The following is a 16,549-nucleotide window of genomic DNA, read 5'->3' on the forward strand; positions in this document are numbered from 1 at the left end:
GATGGATCGCCGCGCGGTCCTCGGATATCGCGTCGAAGCGGGCACTGGTGGAGCGGCTTCGAAGCGGCATTTGCCCAGCGAGGGCGCCTTGTTGACAGTGACTCGGACCACCTTTACTCTGATTTTCACATTACGCACATATGTTCGCAATGCGAACACGATCGATATCTAGGAACCCCGCGGTCGCGTTTCCACGATTTCGAATGAGGAGTGATATGGCCAGGATTACCTCCTTGGCAGCCGCGGTCGACGAACTCGTCCGCGACGGCGATACGGTCGCACTGGAGGGGTTCACACATCTGATCCCGGTGGCCGCCGGACAAGAGATCATCCGCCAGCGCAAGCGTGATCTGACGCTGGTGCGGATGACACCGGACATCGTCTACGACCAGCTGATCGGGGCCGGTTGCGCACGCAAGCTGATCTTTTCCTGGGGCGGCAATCCGGGCGTCGGCTCGCTGCACCGGTTCCGCGACGCGGTACAGCATGCCTGGCCCACGGCGTTGGAGATCGAAGAGCACAGCCACGCCGGTATGGCGAATCGCTATGTCGCGGGGGCGTCTGGATTGCCGTTCGCCGTGCTACGCGGATACGTCGGCACCGATCTGCCGACGGTCACCGACACCATCAAACCGATCACCTGCCCGTTCACCGGTGAGCAGCTGACCGCGGTTCCGGCGATCAATCCCGATGTCACGGTCATCCACGCCCAGCGCGCCGATCGGGCCGGGAATGTGCAGCTGTGGGGGCTGCTCGGGGTGCAGAAGGAGGCGGTGCTCGCCGCGCGCCGCAGTCTGGTCACGGTCGAGGAGATCGTCGACGAACTGACCCCGGTGCCCGGAGCGATCGTGCTGCCCGCGTGGGCGGTGACCGCCGTCGCGGAGGTGCCAGGCGGCGCGCATCCGTCCTACGCGCAGGGCTATTCCGAACGCGACAACGCCTACTACGAGGCCTGGGACGCGATCAGCCGAGACCGTGACCACTTCACCCGCTGGCTCGACGAAAACGTATACACCGCCACCACGGAGACAGTATGACCATCGCCGAAACCCGCACCGCCACAATGGAAACGGCATACACCGCCGACGAGATGATGACGATCGCGGCCGCCAGGGCACTCGGTGCGGGCAAACGGTGCTTCGTCGGTATCGGGCTGCCGTCGACGGCCGCCAATCTCGCACGCAATACCCACGCGCCCGATCTGGTCCTCATCTACGAATCCGGAACATTGGGTTCGAAGCCGGATCGGCTGCCCGCTTCCATCGGTGACGGTGTGCTCGCCGAGACCGCCGACGCGGTGATCAGCGTGCCGGAGATTTTCAACTACTGGCTGCAGCCGGGTCGGATCGATATCGGGTTCCTCGGGGCCGCGCAGCTCGACAAGTACGGCAATATCAACACGACCGTCATCGGTGGTGACTACACCCATCCCAAGGTCCGCCTGCCGGGAGCCGGTGGCGCGCCCGAGATCGCCGCCTCCTGTGGCGAGGTTTTCGTCGTCGTGCGTCAGTCACGCCGATCCTTCGTCGACAAAGTCGACTTCATCACCTCTTTCGGGCACGGTCGCGGCGCCGGCGAGCGCGCGGAACTCGGCCTGCGCGGCGCGGGCCCGACCCTGGTGATCACCGACCTCGGGGTGATGCGGCCCGATGACACCGGCGAGTTGATCCTCGTCGCGGTGCATCCGGGCGTGACCGTCGAGCAGGTCCGCGATGCCACTGGCTGGCAGTTGCGGGTCGCGCCGGATCTCGAAATCGGCGAGCCGCCGACGGCCAGGGAACTCACCACCCTGCGAGCACTGAAAGCCGCCTCATGACGAGCGCATTTCTCTACGACGGTCTGCGCACCCCGTTCGGCAGGTACGGCGGTGCGCTGAGCGGCAGCCGGCCCGATGACCTCGCCGCTGCCGTGCTGCGGTCGCTCGCGGACCGCAACGATCTGGACCCCGCGACGGTGGACGAGATCGTCTTCGGGGCGGCGAACCAGGCGGGCGAGGATAATCGCAATGTGGCACGCATGGCAGCGCTGCTGGCGGATTGGCCGACCTCGGTACCCGGCACAACCGTGAACCGGCTGTGCGGGTCGAGTATGGACGCCGCGATACAGGCCGCCCGGATGATCGAAACCGGCGATGCGGCAACGGTTGTCGTCGGCGGCGTCGAATCGATGAGCCGCGCGCCCATGGTTATGTCCAAGCCCGCCAAGGGATTTCCCGCTGGCAACGAAACATTGCACTCCACCACATTGGGCTGGCGGCTGGTGAATCCGGCAATGCCCGCGCAATGGACGGTCTCCTTGGGTGAGGCCACCGAAATCCTCGCGGGCCGTTACGGAATCGAGCGTACGGCGCAGGACGAATTCGCCGCGCGCAGCCACCAGCTCACCGCGAAGGCCTGGGACAACGGCTTCTACGACGATCATGTCGTCGCCGTGCCCGGCACCGAACTGGCCCGCGACGAGTCGCTGCGGGCGGAAACGACCGTCGAGCGGTTGGCGGGCTTGAAACCGTCGTTCCGGCCGGATGGCACCGTCACCGCCGGAAATGCCTCACCGCTGAACGACGGCGCCTCCGCCCTGCTGCTCGGTGACGAAGCCCTGGCCGATCGGCTCGGCCGCGCCCCTTTGGCGCGGATCGCGGGACGCGGTGCGGCCGGCGTCGATCCGGATGTGTTCGGTATCGGTCCGGTCGAAGCGGCGCGCATCGCCCTGCGGCGCGCGGGAATCGGCTGGGGCGATCTCGGCGTGGTCGAATTGAACGAGGCCTTCGCCGCGCAATCGCTTGCCTGCCTTGCCGATTGGCCGGAGTTGGATCCCGGCATCGTCAATGTCAACGGTGGCGCGATCGCGATCGGCCATCCGCTCGGAGCGTCGGGCGGACGCGTCATCAACCAACTCGCCCGCGAAATGCGGCGTAGCGGCAGCCGGTGGGGACTGGCCGCATTGTGTATCGGCGTCGGCCAGGGGCTGGCCGTTGTTCTGGAGGCGACATCATGAAAACCCGTGCGCTACAAGGCTATAGAAAGGATCCGGCAGGCACCCACCCGCCGCTGGACTCCCCGGACTACAAGTCCACCGCCCTGCGGCATCCGAAAGAGCCGCTGGTCCTGCTGCCGCAGCGGCTGACCGAACTCACCGCTCCGGTGCTCGGCGCGGACCGGCTCGCCGAGACCGATAACGACCTCACCGCGCAGCACCGCGCCGAACCGCTCGGACAGCGCATCATCGTGCACGGCCGGCTACTCGACGGTGACGGCAAGCCGATCCCGAACTCGCTGATCGAGATCTGGCAGGCCAATGCCGGTGGCCGGTACCGCCATGACCGGGGCGCATGGGACTGTCCGCTCGATCCCAACTTCGACGGTGCCGGGCGCACGCTCACCGACGACGCGGGCCGCTACGAGTTCACCACGATCAAGCCCGGCGCCTATCCGTGGCGCAACCACCACAATGCCTGGCGGCCCGCGCACATCCACTTCTCGCTGTTCGGGCGCGCCTTCACCCAGCGACTGGTCACCCAGATGTATTTTCCGGACGATCCGTTGTTCGCTCAGGACCCCATCTTCAACTCGGTGCCCGAGGCCGCTCGCCCACTGCTGATCAGCCGCTTCGATCTCGACCGCAGCGAACCCGAGCGGGCGCTGGCCTTCGAGTTCGACATCGTATTGCGTGGCCGCGACGCCACGCCTTTCGAGGACGACGAGGACGATGACTAATCTGCCCACTACGCCTTCGCAGACCGTCGGCCCCTACCTGCACATCGGACTGACGTGGGACGACGGCCCGTACGCCGTACCACTGGGGACACCCGAGGCCGTGTGGATTCGCGGCCGGGTGCTCGATGCCGTCGGCGAGCCGATCGATGACGCCATGGTCGAGATCTGGCAGGCCGACCCGGACGGGCACATCGCACACCCCGACGACGGTCGCGGTGTCCGCGAATACTTCCGCGGATTCGCACGCAGCGACACCCGATCCGGCGAATTCGCTGTCTACACAGTCGTTCCCGGCGCGCTCGGGGACGGGCAGGCCCCGCATATCGATGTCTCGGTGTTCGCCCGTGGTCTGCTGCATCGAGTGGTCACCCGCATCTATTTCCCCGAGCACGCCGATCAGCACGCGACCGATCCGGTGCTGGCCGCGGTGCCGCCGGAACGTCGTTGCACGTTGATCGCCGCCGACGGTCCCGATGGCTATGTTTTCGACGTGTACCTCCAAGGTGAGCGCGAGACGGTGTTCTTCGATGTCTGACGGGTTGTTCGATGCTGTGCTCGCGGCCGGTCCGGTCGCGGCGCAGGTCGGCGACCGGGCATGGGTGCAGGCCATGCTCGACTTCGAAGGCGCGCTGGCGGCCGCCTCGGCCGCAGCCGGGGTCGTTCCACCCGAGGCCGCCACCGCTATCCAAAGCTGTTGCAATGCAGATGATTACGATATCGCTGAGCTCGGCGCGCAGGCGGTCGGCATCGGCAATCCGGCCGGACCGCTGGTGCGGGCACTCACCGCACGCGTCGCGGGCGATGCGGCCGGATATGTGCACCTCGGCGCGACCAGCCAGGACGTGGGCGATACCGCCGCCATGCTGGTGACGCACCGGGCGCTGACGGTGCTCGATGACGACTTGCGCGCATGCGCGGCCCAGCTGGCGCATCTCGCCGAAATCCACGCCGACACCGTGCTGGCCGGGCGCAGCCTGCTCCAGCAGGGACCGCCGGTCACCTTCGGCCTCACCGCGGCGGGCTGGCTCGGCGGTATCGCCGCGGCGCGGGACCGGCTCGACGACATCCGGCGGCACCGCTTGGCGGCGCAGTTCGGCGGGGCGGTCGGCACACTGGCTTCCTTGGGCGACAACGGGATTGCCGTGCTGAGCGGACTCGCGCGGCAGCTCGGATTGGCCGAACCGGCCCTGCCGTGGCATACCGAGCGCGGCCGCATCGCCGAGATCGCCGGGGCGCTCGGTCAGACCTGCGCGGCGGTGGCCAAGATCGCCCGTGATATCACGCTGCTGGCGCAGACCGAGGTCGCGGAAGTCCACGAGGAGGGCCCGGCGGGTGCGGGCGGCTCCTCGACCATGCCACACAAACGCAATCCGGTCGCCGCCGTGCTTGCCGCCGGATCCGCCGGGCAGGCACCGGGTTTGGTTGCCGCACTGCTCGGCGTGGCCGCGCACGAACATCAGCGCGCGGCAGGCTCCTGGCATGCGGAATGGCGACCGTATATCGAATTGCTGCGGACCTCCGGTTCCGCGGTGCATTGGCTGCGTATCAGCCTGGAGCGACTTCGCGTCGATCCACAGCGCATGCGTGCAAACCTCGAACTAACCGGCGGCCTCGCGCTTGCGGAAAACGTGGTGGCCGAGTTGGTTTCGACATCCAACGGCGAAATCGGCAGGCATACCGCGGGCGATGCCGTCGCGAAGTGCTGCCAGGCCGCCCTCGCCGGTGCAGACCCACTCGCCGATCTGCTCGCCGCCGATCCGGTGGTCGGGAAGTATCTGGAACGCGAACAGATCGAAAGACTGCTCGATCCGGCGCGGTACCTCGGGTCGACGCGCAAGTTCATCGAACGAGCACTCGAAGATTGGCGGGACAGATTATGAGCGAACGATCATTCGTCGTCCGGGCCCTTAAGGAGCCAAGCGCCAACGAGACGAAGGCATGGCATGACCGTGGTCGAGATGCACTGCCTCCTGGACGGTCCCGGCGACCGCGCACCCGTCGTATAGAGCGGATCACTGGATGGCAGGAAACTGATTCGGCAGGCGCGGCGGTGAGCGCCGTCGAGATGAACTACGCCGTGGATGATCCCGACGACCGCGCACCCGTCGTACTGAACGGACCACTCGATGACAGGAAACTGATTCGGCAGGCGGAGTCGTGAGCGCCGTTGAAGTGAACTGCGCCGTAGACGGTCCCGATGACGGCGCACCCGTCGTACTGAGCGGATCACTGGGCAGCGATCTGCGGATGTGGGATCCGCAGGTCGAGGCCCTGACCGCCGCCGGATATCGGGTATTGCGCTACGACCACCGCGGCCACGGCGCATCCCCGGTATCCCCTGGCCCGTACACGCTGACGGACCTGGGCTCCGATGTGATCGGGCTGCTCGACCGATTCGGGCTCCGACGAGCGCATTTCGTCGGACTCTCCCTCGGCGGCATGGTCGGCATGTGGCTCGGCGAGCACGCACCGGACCGGCTGCGCACGCTCACTCTGTGCTGCACCTCCGCCGAACTGGGCCCGCCCACCGGTTGGGCCGAACGCGCCGCGCTGGTCAGAGCCGAAGGGACACCGGCGGTTTCAAATGCTGTGGTGCAACGCTGGTTCACTCCGCAATGGCGCACGGACCATCCGGAACGGACCCATTACTACGAGGAAATGGTCGCGGCCACCGACTCCGACGGCTACGCATCCTGTTGCGCGGCAATCGAAACGATGAATATCGCGGACCGCCTGCCATCGATCACCGCACCCACACTCGTGATCGCCGGCGCCCAGGATCCGGCCATTCCACCGGAGCACGGACAGCGCATTGCGCGCACGATCCCGCACGCGCGCCTCGAAATCGTCAGCCCCGGCGCACATCTGGCCAGCGCCGAGGCGTCGGAGGCGGTCAACGATCTGATTCTCGCTCACCTGAAGGAGGACTCGTGAACGAACGAGCCGATAGCGGCATGGCGGTCCGGCGTGAAGTGCTCGGCGATGATCACGTCGATCGCGCCGTCGCCAGGACCACCGAATTCACCAGGCCGTTCCAGGAGTACATCACCGAGTCGGTCTGGGGCTCGATCTGGACCCGCGAGGGCCTGGACCGGCGCACCCGCAGCTGCGTTACCCTTGCGGTGCTCACCGCCCTCGGGCGGCACGAGGAGATCGCGATGCATGTCCGCGCCGCGATCACCAACGGTCTCACCGCCGCCGAGATCGCCGAAGTACTGCTGCACACCGGCGCCTACGCGGGCGTGCCCGCGGCCAATGCCGCCTTCGCGATCGGGCAGCAGGTACTGGCCGAACTCGGCGACGATACCGCCCTGTAGCACCCTGTCGAGGAGGACGACGATGACGACCGGCGGTAACGACGACGACGGGCAGCGCGGCACCCATTATGTGCAGTCGCTCGAACGCGGCCTCGCGGTCATCAAGGCATTCGATGCCGAGAACCCGCAGCTGACGCTCTCCGATGTCGCGCGCCTGACCGGACTCACCCGCGCCGCCGCACGCCGGTTCCTGTTGACCCTCGCCGATCTCGGCTATGTCCGCACCGACGGCAAACGCTTCTCGCTCACCGCGAAGGTGCTGGAACTGGGCTATTCGTATCTGTCCAGCATGAGCCTGTCCGAGGTAGCGCAGCCGCACCTCGAACAGCTCTCCGCCGACGTGCACGAATCCAGCTCGGTATCGGTGCTCGACGGTCCGGATGTGGTGTACGTCGCCCGGGTCGCCGCATCCCGGATCATGACCGTAAGCATCAATATCGGCACCCGTTTCCCCGCCTACGCCACCTCCATGGGCCATGTCCTGCTGGCCGGCCTCCCGGCTGCCGAACTCGACGCCTATCTGGCGCGCACGCCACTGGCCCGGTTGACCGCCAATACCATCACCGATCAGGATGCCTTGCGTGCCGCCTTGGAAACGGTTCGCGCACAGGGCTTTTCCATCGTCGACCAGGAGTTGGAGGAAGGCCTGCGGTCGGTCGCGGCCCCCATCCGCGATCGATCGGGCGTGATCGCCGCGATCAATATTTCGACGCACGCCTCCCGCCGCAGCATCGAATCCATTCGGGCCGAACTGATTCCGCGCCTGCAGACGGCCGCCCACCGCATCGAAGCGGATCTCACCGCCGCGAAGCCGATTACGCGGCTGGGCTGAACGACGGCAGATTCTCCAGCGCCGCCCGAACAACCTCCAGAAACCAACCCTGAGCCGCCACCCGGCCAGGTGCGCGCCGGGTATAGGCCGCCACTTCCACCGGCTCGATCGGCCACGGGAGGGTGAATACGCGCACGGGATGGGTGCGCGCCAAAGCGTGTGCCACCCGATCGGGCACGATGGCGACCAGCTCACTGTCCTGCACCACATAGGGCAGGGTGGCGAATCGGGTGACCCGCACCGCGACCCGATCTTCGAGATGGTGCTCGCGCAGCGCCTTGCGCGGGCCGGGGTGGCCGGTCACGCCCTCGACGACGATATGCCGCTCACGATCCAGTTCGGCTTGGGTGGGCGTCGCACCGCGCAGCCGAGGGTGGCGCGCCGCGACCAGCCCGGCATAGCCCTCGCTGAACAGCGGCGTCCGAGTCAGCCGAGGCGAATCGAGTATCGGACTGGCCACCATCGCGTCGACCTCGCCGCGGGCCAGCCGATCGGTCGCGGTATCGACATCGAACGCCTCGACGTGCAGGGTCACCTGCGGTGCCCGTACCGCCAGTTCCGCGAGCACCAGCGGCAGCACCGTCACCTCGCCGAGATCGGAGAGCCCGAGCGTAAACCGCGCCGGTCGACTCGGATCGAATTCAGTTGCGGCGCCGAGTGTTTCATCGACACCAGCGATAGCCGCGCGCAGCGGCGGATACAGCCGCTCGGCCTCCGCGCTCGGTACCAGACCACCCGGGCCGCGCACGAACAGTTCGTCGCGCAGCCGCCGCCGCAACTTGCCGAGCCCGTAGCTGACCGTCGGCTGGGTAACCCCGAGCAGGTCCGCGGCGGCCGTGACACTCCTGGTCTCGTAGAGCAGCACAAAGGTGCGCACCAGGTTCAGATCGAACTCGGCTGCCATAGATCTCCTCTATGTGGATCGAGAAAAATATCAATTGGATTTCTGATTGGCGGTCATTCTAGCGTGAGAGCCATCACAATCAGGGCCCGCTATGACCGGTCCGAATCTGCAGAAACGAATCATCATGAACAAGCTGTCGTCGCGGCCGGCCGTGCTGTGCTGGCTCATCGTCCTGCTCGAGGGCTACGACCTGGTCGTGCTCGGCGCCGTCATTCCCACCCTCATCGAGCACCACCACATCGGATTCACTGCGGCGCGTGCGACATTCGCCGCAACGATCTCGCTGGTCGGCGTCGCCGTCGGCGCCGCATTGGTAGGACCGATCGCTGACCACTACGGCCGCCGCAAGGTTCTGCTCGCCTCGATCGCATTGTTCTCGGCATTCACCGCGGCCGTCCCGGCGGCCGGATCCATCACCGTTTTCGGGCTATTCCGCCTGCTGGCCGGGATCGGACTCGGCGCCTGTCTGCCGACGGCGCTGACTTTCATGGCCGAGCAGGTACCCGCCACCCGCCGCGCCTTCATCGGCACCATCACGATGACCGGCTACCACGTCGGCGCGGTGCTCACCTCGCTCCTCGCGCTACAGCTCGTTCCGCACTGGCAGCCGCTGTTCTATCTCGGCGGCATCGCGGGATTCCTACTGCTGCCGCTGATCTGGGCCGAACTGCCCGAATCCGAGGCGTATCTGGCCGCCAAGGCCACTCCTGAACGGGTACAGCCGACCGTGCTGCTCGCGCCGCGTTATCTGCGCACGACACTCGGGGTGTGGGTGGGTTCGTTCATGGGCCTGCTGCTGGTCTACGGACTCAACACCTGGTTGCCGAAGCTGATGCGTGACGCCGGATACAACATGTCGACCTCGTTGACGCTGCTGTTGGTGCTGAATGTCGGTGCGATCGTCGGGCTGCTGATCGCCGGTCCGCTCGCGGACCGTCGCGGCACGAAACCGATTGTCCTCGTTTGGTTTGCAGCCGCCGCCGTATTGCTGGCCATGTTGAGCGTCAAAGTCTCCAGCACCGTGCTCCTCAATACGCTGGTACTGGTCACCGGCATCTTCGTGTTCTCGGCCCAGGCGCTCATCTACGCCTACGTCACGCAGGTATATCCCGCCGAGGTGCGGGCTACCGCGCTCGGCCTCACCTCGAGTGTGGGTCGACTGGGCGCGATATTCGGGCCCAGTATTACCGGCTGGCTCATCGTCGCCGGATCCGCATACCCGTGGGGCTTCTACTTTTTCGCTGCGGTGGCGGGCGTCGGCATGCTCGCGATGACGGCGGTGTCCCGGCTCACCACTCGATCGGTGGAACCGGCTGCCACCCTCGACACTTCGAAGGGCCTCGCCCTATGAGGAATACACGCACACAGGTCGCCATTGTCGGCGCGGGTCCGGCGGGTCTGCTGCTGTCACATCTGTTGCACCGCTCTGGAATCGACTCGGTCGTCATCGATATCCGCACGCACGAGGAGATCGCGACCACCATTCGCGCGGGCATCCTGGAGGCGGGTTCGGTGCGCATGCTGGTGGATTCCGGCGTCTCCGACCGCGTCCTCACCGAAGGCGACCGGCACGACGGTGTGGTGCTGCGCTTCGACGGTGACAACCATCGGATCGATTTCCGGGAACTGGTCGGCGAATCCGTGTGGCTGTATCCGCAGACCGATGTGTTCATCGATCTCGCCGACCGCCGCAAGACCGATGGCGGTGATGTCCGCTATGGCGTCCGGGATACCGCGGTCTGCACCGATCCTCCGGTGGTGACGTTCACCGAGGCGGACGGCCGCCCGGCCCGGCTGGCGGCCGATCTGATCGTCGGGGCCGACGGTTCACGTTCGATCTGCCGTCACGCCTTCCCGGATGGCCTGCGCACCGAATGGTTCCGCGAATATCCCTTCGCCTGGTTCGGCTTCCTCGCCGAGGCGGCGCAGTCGCATCCGGAACTGATCTACGCACGCTCAGAACACGGCTTCGCCCTTGTCAGCCAGCGCACGTCGACGATGCAGCGCATGTATTTCCAATGCGCGCCCACCGAACGCCCCGAGGACTGGGATGACGAACGAATCTGGGCCGAAATGCGCCTCCGCGTCAACGGCAATGGTTTCGCACTGGAAGAGGGGCCGATCAGCGGAAAGACGGTGCTGCCGTTCCGCTCGTTCGTCACCGCGCCGATGCGCCACGGCAGACTCCTGCTGGCAGGCGATGCCGCCCACACCGTCCCGCCGACCGGCGCGAAGGGGTTGAATCTAGCGCTCGCGGATGTGCGCGTGCTGCACGAGGTCATCGACGAATACTTCGCCCGGGGGTCCGACGAATCACTGCGTCGCTATACCGACCGCGCGCTCGATCGAGTGTGGAAGGCTCAGCATTTCTCCTACTGGGCGACGACCCTCCTGCACTCGACAGACGGCGCGTCCGCCTTCGATCTCCAACGGCAACGTGGTGAACTCGCGATGCTCACCGAATCCCGAAACGGCGCGGCGTACTTCGCCGAGGGGTACACAGGAAGCTGGGGCCCGTCGTAAACACATCTGGAGGCATCGCGTGACCCGTCAACCCACCACCGACGACAAGTTCTCCTTCGGCCTGTGGACGGTCGGTTGGACGGGTACCGACCCGTTCGGCCTGCCGACCCGACCGACCCTCGCACCGTGGGAGTACGCCGAACGCCTGGCCGAACTCGGCGTCTGGGGAATCACCTTCCACGACAACGATGTATTCCCGTTCGATGCCGACGACGCCACCAAGGAGCGCAATCTCGCGCAACTCAAAGCAGCGACCGATCGCTGCGGTCTCACCATCGAGATGGTCACGACCAACACCTTCACCCATCCGGTCTTCAAGGACGGCGGGCTGACCGCCAACGACCGCTCGATCCGCCGCTTCGGTCTGCGCAAAATCCTGCGCGCGGTGGATCTGGCCGCGCAGGTCGGCGCCACCACCTTCGTGATGTGGGGCGGCCGCGAGGGCAGTGAATACGACGGATCCAAGGACGTCTTCGCCGCGTTCGAGCGCTACAAAGAGGGTTTGGATACGGTCGCCGGCTATATCAAGTCACAGGGTTACGACCTGCGAATCGCGTTGGAGCCCAAGCCCAACGAGCCACGCGGCGATATCTTCCTGCCTACCGTCGGGCACGCACTCGCCCTGATCGCCGAATTGGAGCACGGCGATATCGTCGGCCTCAATCCGGAAACCGGCCACGAACAGATGGCCAACCTCAACTACACGCACGCCCTGGGCCAGGCATTGTGGAGCGGCAAGCTGTTCCACATCGACCTCAATGGCCAGCGCGGTCTCAAATACGACCAGGACCTCGTCTTCGGGCACGGTGATCTGGTCTCCGCATTCTTCACCGTGGACCTGCTCGAAAACGGTTTTCCCGGCTATCCGGACGGCCCGCGCTATACCGGACCCCGGCACTTCGACTACAAGCCCTCACGCACCGAACACCTGACCGGCGTATGGGAATCGGCCAAGGCCTGCATGACGACCTACCTGATGCTGGCGGACAAGGCACGCGCCTTCCGCGCCGATCCCCGCGTCCAGGAGGCGATGGCCTACTCCGGCGTCCTCGACCTGGCGCAGCCCACCCTCGACGCCAGCGAATCGATCGAGTCATTCCTGCGCGACGACGAAGGTTTCGACCCGGACAAGGCGGCCGAACGAGACTTCGGTTTCGTCCGACTGCAACAACTCGCACTCGAGCACCTGATCGGCTGAGTATCCCGACCACTGGTCTGGCCGCATTTTGACCGGTCAGCCGACGTCGCGGCGCAGCCAGGTCACCTCGGCGCCGGATTCGGTGCCGTAGCGGTAGATCTCGAGATCTTCGTCCCATGGGGTGCCGAGCGCGCGGTCGAGTTCGGTTGCCAGGTCATAGCCCGTGTAGTTGCCGAGTTCGTTGTTGGCCTGCAGCATGGCGCGCAGACGCATTTCGCCGATGGTGACATCGCCGTTGGCGGAGGTGGAGCCGTGCCAGAGGCCGAGGGTGGGCACAAAGCTGTAGCGCTCACCGTCGACGCCGTCGCTGGGGTCCTCGGTGACCTCGAAGCGCAGAACCGGCCAGGACCGCAAGGATTGGGCAATTCGGGATGCGGTGCCGACCGGACCGATCCAGTCGGTGGTCGCACGCAGTTGTCCGTCGGCGGGTTGTGCGGTCCAGCGCAATTTCGCGGGTGAGCCGAGTGCCGAGGTGAGTGCCCATTCGATATGTGGGCACAGCGCAGCCGGCGATGAGTGGATATAGACCACACCCGCCGTCGCGTCCGCGAACTGACTCGATGCGCGCACCACTGACACCTCCAGCTTCGACGAGAAACGTCTTCCCCAACGATCCGTCGTGCTGGCGTTGCCCGAGTGTACTGGAGTGCCCCGAGTTACACATGTTACTTCGGAGGCGTGTCCGACCTGTTACTTCGCAACCGAGTTCCGAGCGAGGATCACCTCGGCGATCACCGCATCGGAAAAGACGGGCCATGCCTCCCGTGCCCAGTCGCCGAAATTCTCGTCGCTCAAAGCGATACTCGCCACCCCTAATTCGGGATCGACCCACAGAAATGTGCCGGATTGCCCGAAATGGCCATAGGTACCTGCGGAATTCGATCCGCCGGTCCAGTGCGGTGATTTCCCGTCGCGAATCTCGAATCCGAGTCCCCAGTCGTTGGGACGCTGCGATCCGTAACCCGGCAGCACACCGTTGAGTCCGGGAAACGCGACCGTGGTCGCCTCGGCGTGGGTCTGCGCCGAAATCAGCTGGGGATCCAGCAGTTCCGCACCGAAGCGCACCAGATCCGCCGCGGTGGACCGGCCCGCATGTCCGGCCGGACCGGCCAGCACGGACGCCGTCATGCCGAGTGGCTCGAATACGGCCTCACGCAAGTACTCCGGGAACGCGATCCCGGTCTGCTCCGCGACGAAGGCCGCGAGAATTTCGAATCCGGCGCTGGAGTAGATGCGCCGCGTGCCGGGCGCGGCAATCACCTCGGTGGTATCGAAGGCGATGCCGGAAGTGTGCGCGAGCAGATGCCGGACGGTAGCTCCCGGCGGACCGGCGGGTTGATCGAGTTCGATCGCACCCTCCTCCACCGCGACGAGCACCGCGTAGGCGACCAGCGGCTTGGTCACCGAGGCGAGCGGGAATACGCGCTCGGTATCACCTGCCATCTGCGCACCGTCGGGGGTGACGACGCCCGCCGCCGCATGCCGAACCGGCCAGTCCTTGATCTGCTCGAATGCACGCACGAAATGAGCGTACGAGACGCCCGTTCCCGGCGTGTCCGCACCGTCTGCATGGGAAAGTCGGTACCGCCGGTACCATCAACCGATCATGAGCGAACCCACCATCCACGGCGATGTGGCGGCCGGTTTCGGCCCCGTTGCCGACGCCTTCCGCCGCAACTTCGCCCGGCACGGTGAAATCGGCGCTGCCGTGGCCGTTTATGCGGGCGATCGCCCGGTGGTCGACCTGTGGGCAGGTCATCGTGACCGCCGCCGGACCCTGCCGTGGGAGCGCGACACGATAGTGCCGGTCTTCTCCTCGACCAAGGGGATGGCCGCGTTCGTGGTCGCCACGATGGTGTCGAAGGGACTGCTGGACTACGAGGAGCCGGTCGCGAAGTACTGGCCGGAGTTCGCCGCGCAGGGCAAGGGCACGGTCACGGTGCGTCAGCTGATCGACCATCAGGCCGGACTTTCCGGACTCGATACCGTGGTGCGACTACGGCAGATCGCCGATCTCGACGGTCTCGCAACGATTCTCGCGGCGCAGCGGCCCGCGTGGCGACCGGGCACGCGACACGGCTATCACGCCATCACCCTCGGCCTTTATCAAGGCGAACTCGTGCGCCGCGCCGATCCGGAACACCGCACACTCGGGCGAATCTTCGCCGAGGAAATCGCGAAACCGCTCGACCTGGACTTCTTTATCGGCCTGCCCGCCGAACAGAGCATGGAACGGATCGCCACCCTGGCCGCCACCGAGGGCGTGGACATCCTGCGCTACGAGCGCGATATTCCGGTGCGCATCGGCGCGGAGATCTTCGCCAAGCGCGGGCTTTCCCATGCGGCACTGACCAATCCGCGCATCGGCGCGCCGGTGCGGGCGAGCAGGCGCGAACTGCTCGAGTTGGAGATGCCGGGTTCCAACGGCGTCGGCAATGCCAGGTCGCTGGCCAAGACGTACGGCGCGGCGGCGGGGCGCACCGGTGCGCTGCCGATCGAGGATGCGGTGCTCGATCGGCTCGCCGCCGCGGCCGCCGACGATGTGCCCGCCGATGATCTGGTGCTGCACACCAAGTCTCGCTATCACCTGGGCTTCCGCAAATCCCGCGGCTCGTTCAGCTTCGGCTCGGATAAACGCGCGTACGGCACCACGGGCCTCGGCGGCTCTTTCGGATTCGCCGATCCGGCAACCGGTCTCGGCTTCGGCTACTCGATGAACCGCCTGGGCCTGGCCGTCCTCGACGACGTCCGCAGCCGCAACCTCCGCAACGCCCTGCTCCGCTGCCCCGTCTGACCGAAATTTCCGCTCGGCAAGCTGGTTCGTCGGGACCAGGCTCGCCGAGCGGTGACCCGGCGATCTACCAGTCGGCCTCGGTGTACTTGATGATGCCGCGAATGTTCTTGCCGTCCAACATGTCCTGGTAGCCCTCGTTGATCTGCTCCAGGGAGTACTGACGGGTCACCATATCGTCGAGGTTCAGCTGGCCCGACTTGTACAGCGACAGCAGGTGCGGCGCGTCCTGGCGGGCGTTGCCACCGCCGAAGATGCAGCCCTTGACGGTCTTCTGCAGCATCGACAGCAGGAAACTGTTCAGCTTGACGTCGTTCTCGTCCATGCGGCCCATGGAGGTGACGACCAGGGTGCCGGCCTTGGCGGTGAGGATGAGGCCCTCTTCGATGTATTCGCCATGCATCTCACCCATGGTCAGGATGACCTTCTGCGCCATCCGGCCCTCGGTGGCCTCCATCAGCGGCATGATCGCGGCTGCCATGCTCTCGTAGGTGTGCGTCGCGCCGAACTTCTGCGCCTGCTCGCGCTTCCACGGATTCGGGTCGATGGCAACGACTTTGGACGCGCCGGAGAGCACCGCGCCCTGCAGCGCGCTCATGCCGACGCCGCCGATACCCGCGATGACCACCGTCTCGCCGGGCGCGACCTGGGCGACGTGGGTGGAAGAGCCGAAGCCGGTGGGGACGCCGCAGCCGACGAGGCAGGCGACCTCGAACGGAATGCTCGGGTCGATCTTGACCACCGAGGTGTGGTGCACCGTCATATACGGCGCGAAGGTGCCCAGCAGGCACATCGGGATGACATTCTCACCGCGCGCCTGGATGCGGTAGGTGCCGTCGCTGATGGCCTGACCCATCAGCAGCCCCGCGCCCAGATCGCACAGCGCCATGTTGCCGCTCACACACGCCGGACAGCGACCGCAGGCCGGGATGAACGACAGGATCACGTGATCGCCGACCTGCAGATCGGCTGGGCAGTTCGGCCCGAGCTTGGTGATCACGCCCGCGCCCTCGTGGCCGCCCATGACCGGGAATGCGGGCATCGGCGTCGCGCCGGTCACGATGTGGTGGTCCGAGTGGCACATACCGGCGGTTTCCATCCGGATCTGTACCTCACCGGATACCGGATCGCCGACCTCGATCTCCTCGACCGACCACTGCTGGTCGGTCCCCCACAGGATCGCGCCTTTCGTCTTCATTCGTGTCGACCTCTCGCATGCACGGGCTTCTATGTGACTGCACCCACAGTACGAGAAAACTGTAACGCGTTCT

General features: G+C 66.1%; 17 protein-coding genes. 13 read left to right on the forward strand and 4 right to left on the reverse strand.

The window, feature by feature from the left end; all coding sequences use genetic code 11:
- The first annotated feature begins 215 nt into the window (after nucleotides 1-215).
- From ACFYOW_RS20865 to ACFYOW_RS20905, 9 genes are all read left to right on the forward strand, one after another.
- Complete coding sequence (locus ACFYOW_RS20865) at nucleotides 216-1,037, forward strand: CoA transferase subunit A (protein ID WP_387290230.1); 822 nt, start codon at nucleotides 216-218, stop codon at nucleotides 1,035-1,037.
- Nucleotides 1,034-1,816, forward strand: a complete 783-nt coding sequence (locus tag ACFYOW_RS20870; protein WP_387290232.1) for a CoA-transferase subunit beta — start codon at nucleotides 1,034-1,036, stop codon at nucleotides 1,814-1,816. Before ACFYOW_RS20865 ends, ACFYOW_RS20870 begins: the two co-directional genes overlap by 4 nt.
- Nucleotides 1,813-2,994 (forward strand): thiolase family protein, encoded by a 1,182-nt coding sequence (locus ACFYOW_RS20875; RefSeq protein WP_387290235.1) that lies wholly within the window; start codon nucleotides 1,813-1,815, stop codon nucleotides 2,992-2,994. Before ACFYOW_RS20870 ends, ACFYOW_RS20875 begins: the two co-directional genes overlap by 4 nt.
- Nucleotides 2,991-3,713, forward strand: coding sequence for a protocatechuate 3,4-dioxygenase subunit beta (pcaH, locus tag ACFYOW_RS20880; RefSeq protein ID WP_387290236.1), 723 nt, complete (start codon nucleotides 2,991-2,993; stop codon nucleotides 3,711-3,713). Before ACFYOW_RS20875 ends, pcaH begins: the two co-directional genes overlap by 4 nt.
- On the forward strand, nucleotides 3,706-4,248 hold the full coding sequence (pcaG, locus tag ACFYOW_RS20885) for a protocatechuate 3,4-dioxygenase subunit alpha (protein ID WP_387290238.1): 543 nt from the start codon (nucleotides 3,706-3,708) through the stop codon (nucleotides 4,246-4,248). The genes pcaH and pcaG overlap by 8 nt, the downstream gene beginning before the upstream one ends.
- Nucleotides 4,241-5,593 carry a 3-carboxy-cis,cis-muconate cycloisomerase gene (gene pcaB, locus ACFYOW_RS20890; RefSeq protein ID WP_387290239.1) on the forward strand — a complete coding sequence of 451 codons (1,353 nt, stop codon included), beginning with the start codon at nucleotides 4,241-4,243 and terminating at the stop codon, nucleotides 5,591-5,593. The genes pcaG and pcaB overlap by 8 nt, the downstream gene beginning before the upstream one ends.
- Before the next feature lie 277 nt (nucleotides 5,594-5,870).
- A complete protein-coding gene (pcaD, locus tag ACFYOW_RS20895; RefSeq protein WP_387290241.1) occupies nucleotides 5,871-6,647 on the forward strand; it encodes a 3-oxoadipate enol-lactonase in 777 nt (258 codons plus the stop codon).
- The gene (gene pcaC, locus ACFYOW_RS20900; protein WP_062992341.1) at nucleotides 6,644-7,030 is read left to right on the forward strand and encodes a 4-carboxymuconolactone decarboxylase; all 387 of its coding nucleotides are present in this window, start codon (nucleotides 6,644-6,646) and stop codon (nucleotides 7,028-7,030) included. Before pcaD ends, pcaC begins: the two co-directional genes overlap by 4 nt.
- 22 nt (nucleotides 7,031-7,052) lie before the next feature.
- Nucleotides 7,053-7,862, forward strand: coding sequence for an IclR family transcriptional regulator C-terminal domain-containing protein (locus ACFYOW_RS20905; protein WP_387290243.1), 810 nt, complete (start codon nucleotides 7,053-7,055; stop codon nucleotides 7,860-7,862).
- On the opposite strand, the gene ACFYOW_RS20910 is transcribed toward ACFYOW_RS20905, so the two are convergent.
- Nucleotides 7,846-8,766, reverse strand: a complete 921-nt coding sequence (locus ACFYOW_RS20910) for a LysR family transcriptional regulator (protein ID WP_387290244.1) — start codon at nucleotides 8,764-8,766, stop codon at nucleotides 7,846-7,848. The genes ACFYOW_RS20905 and ACFYOW_RS20910 overlap by 17 nt on opposite strands.
- Nucleotides 8,767-8,890: 124 nt before the next feature.
- On the opposite strand from ACFYOW_RS20910, the gene ACFYOW_RS20915 reads away from it, so the two are divergent.
- The 3 genes from ACFYOW_RS20915 to xylA are packed head-to-tail and all read left to right on the forward strand — an operon-like array spanning nucleotide 8,891 to nucleotide 12,487.
- Nucleotides 8,891-10,117, forward strand: a complete 1,227-nt coding sequence (locus ACFYOW_RS20915; RefSeq protein ID WP_387290246.1) for an MFS transporter — start codon at nucleotides 8,891-8,893, stop codon at nucleotides 10,115-10,117.
- Nucleotides 10,114-11,289 (forward strand): 4-hydroxybenzoate 3-monooxygenase, encoded by a 1,176-nt coding sequence (locus tag ACFYOW_RS20920; protein ID WP_387290248.1) that lies wholly within the window; start codon nucleotides 10,114-10,116, stop codon nucleotides 11,287-11,289. Before ACFYOW_RS20915 ends, ACFYOW_RS20920 begins: the two co-directional genes overlap by 4 nt.
- 19 nt (nucleotides 11,290-11,308) lie before the next feature.
- Nucleotides 11,309-12,487, forward strand: a complete 1,179-nt coding sequence (xylA, locus tag ACFYOW_RS20925) for a xylose isomerase (RefSeq protein ID WP_387290250.1) — start codon at nucleotides 11,309-11,311, stop codon at nucleotides 12,485-12,487.
- A gap of 36 nt (nucleotides 12,488-12,523) precedes the next feature.
- Here the strand turns inward: xylA and ACFYOW_RS20930 are convergent, their stop codons facing one another.
- A complete protein-coding gene (locus ACFYOW_RS20930) occupies nucleotides 12,524-13,057 on the reverse strand; it encodes a DUF3145 domain-containing protein (RefSeq protein ID WP_387290252.1) in 534 nt (177 codons plus the stop codon).
- 120 nt (nucleotides 13,058-13,177) lie between these two features.
- Nucleotides 13,178-14,008, reverse strand: coding sequence for a serine hydrolase domain-containing protein (locus ACFYOW_RS20935; RefSeq protein ID WP_387290254.1), 831 nt, complete (start codon nucleotides 14,006-14,008; stop codon nucleotides 13,178-13,180).
- An 85-nt stretch (nucleotides 14,009-14,093) separates the two neighbouring features.
- On the opposite strand from ACFYOW_RS20935, the gene ACFYOW_RS20940 reads away from it, so the two are divergent.
- Complete coding sequence (locus ACFYOW_RS20940; protein WP_387290257.1) at nucleotides 14,094-15,281, forward strand: serine hydrolase domain-containing protein; 1,188 nt, start codon at nucleotides 14,094-14,096, stop codon at nucleotides 15,279-15,281.
- A gap of 64 nt (nucleotides 15,282-15,345) precedes the next feature.
- Here the strand turns inward: ACFYOW_RS20940 and ACFYOW_RS20945 are convergent, their stop codons facing one another.
- A complete protein-coding gene (locus ACFYOW_RS20945; protein ID WP_040688149.1) occupies nucleotides 15,346-16,476 on the reverse strand; it encodes an NDMA-dependent alcohol dehydrogenase in 1,131 nt (376 codons plus the stop codon).
- Nucleotides 16,477-16,549 lie beyond the last annotated feature (73 nt).

It is taken from the genome of Nocardia sp. NPDC006982, assembly GCF_042869435.1.
Classification (GTDB): Bacteria; Actinomycetota; Actinomycetes; order Mycobacteriales; family Mycobacteriaceae; genus Nocardia.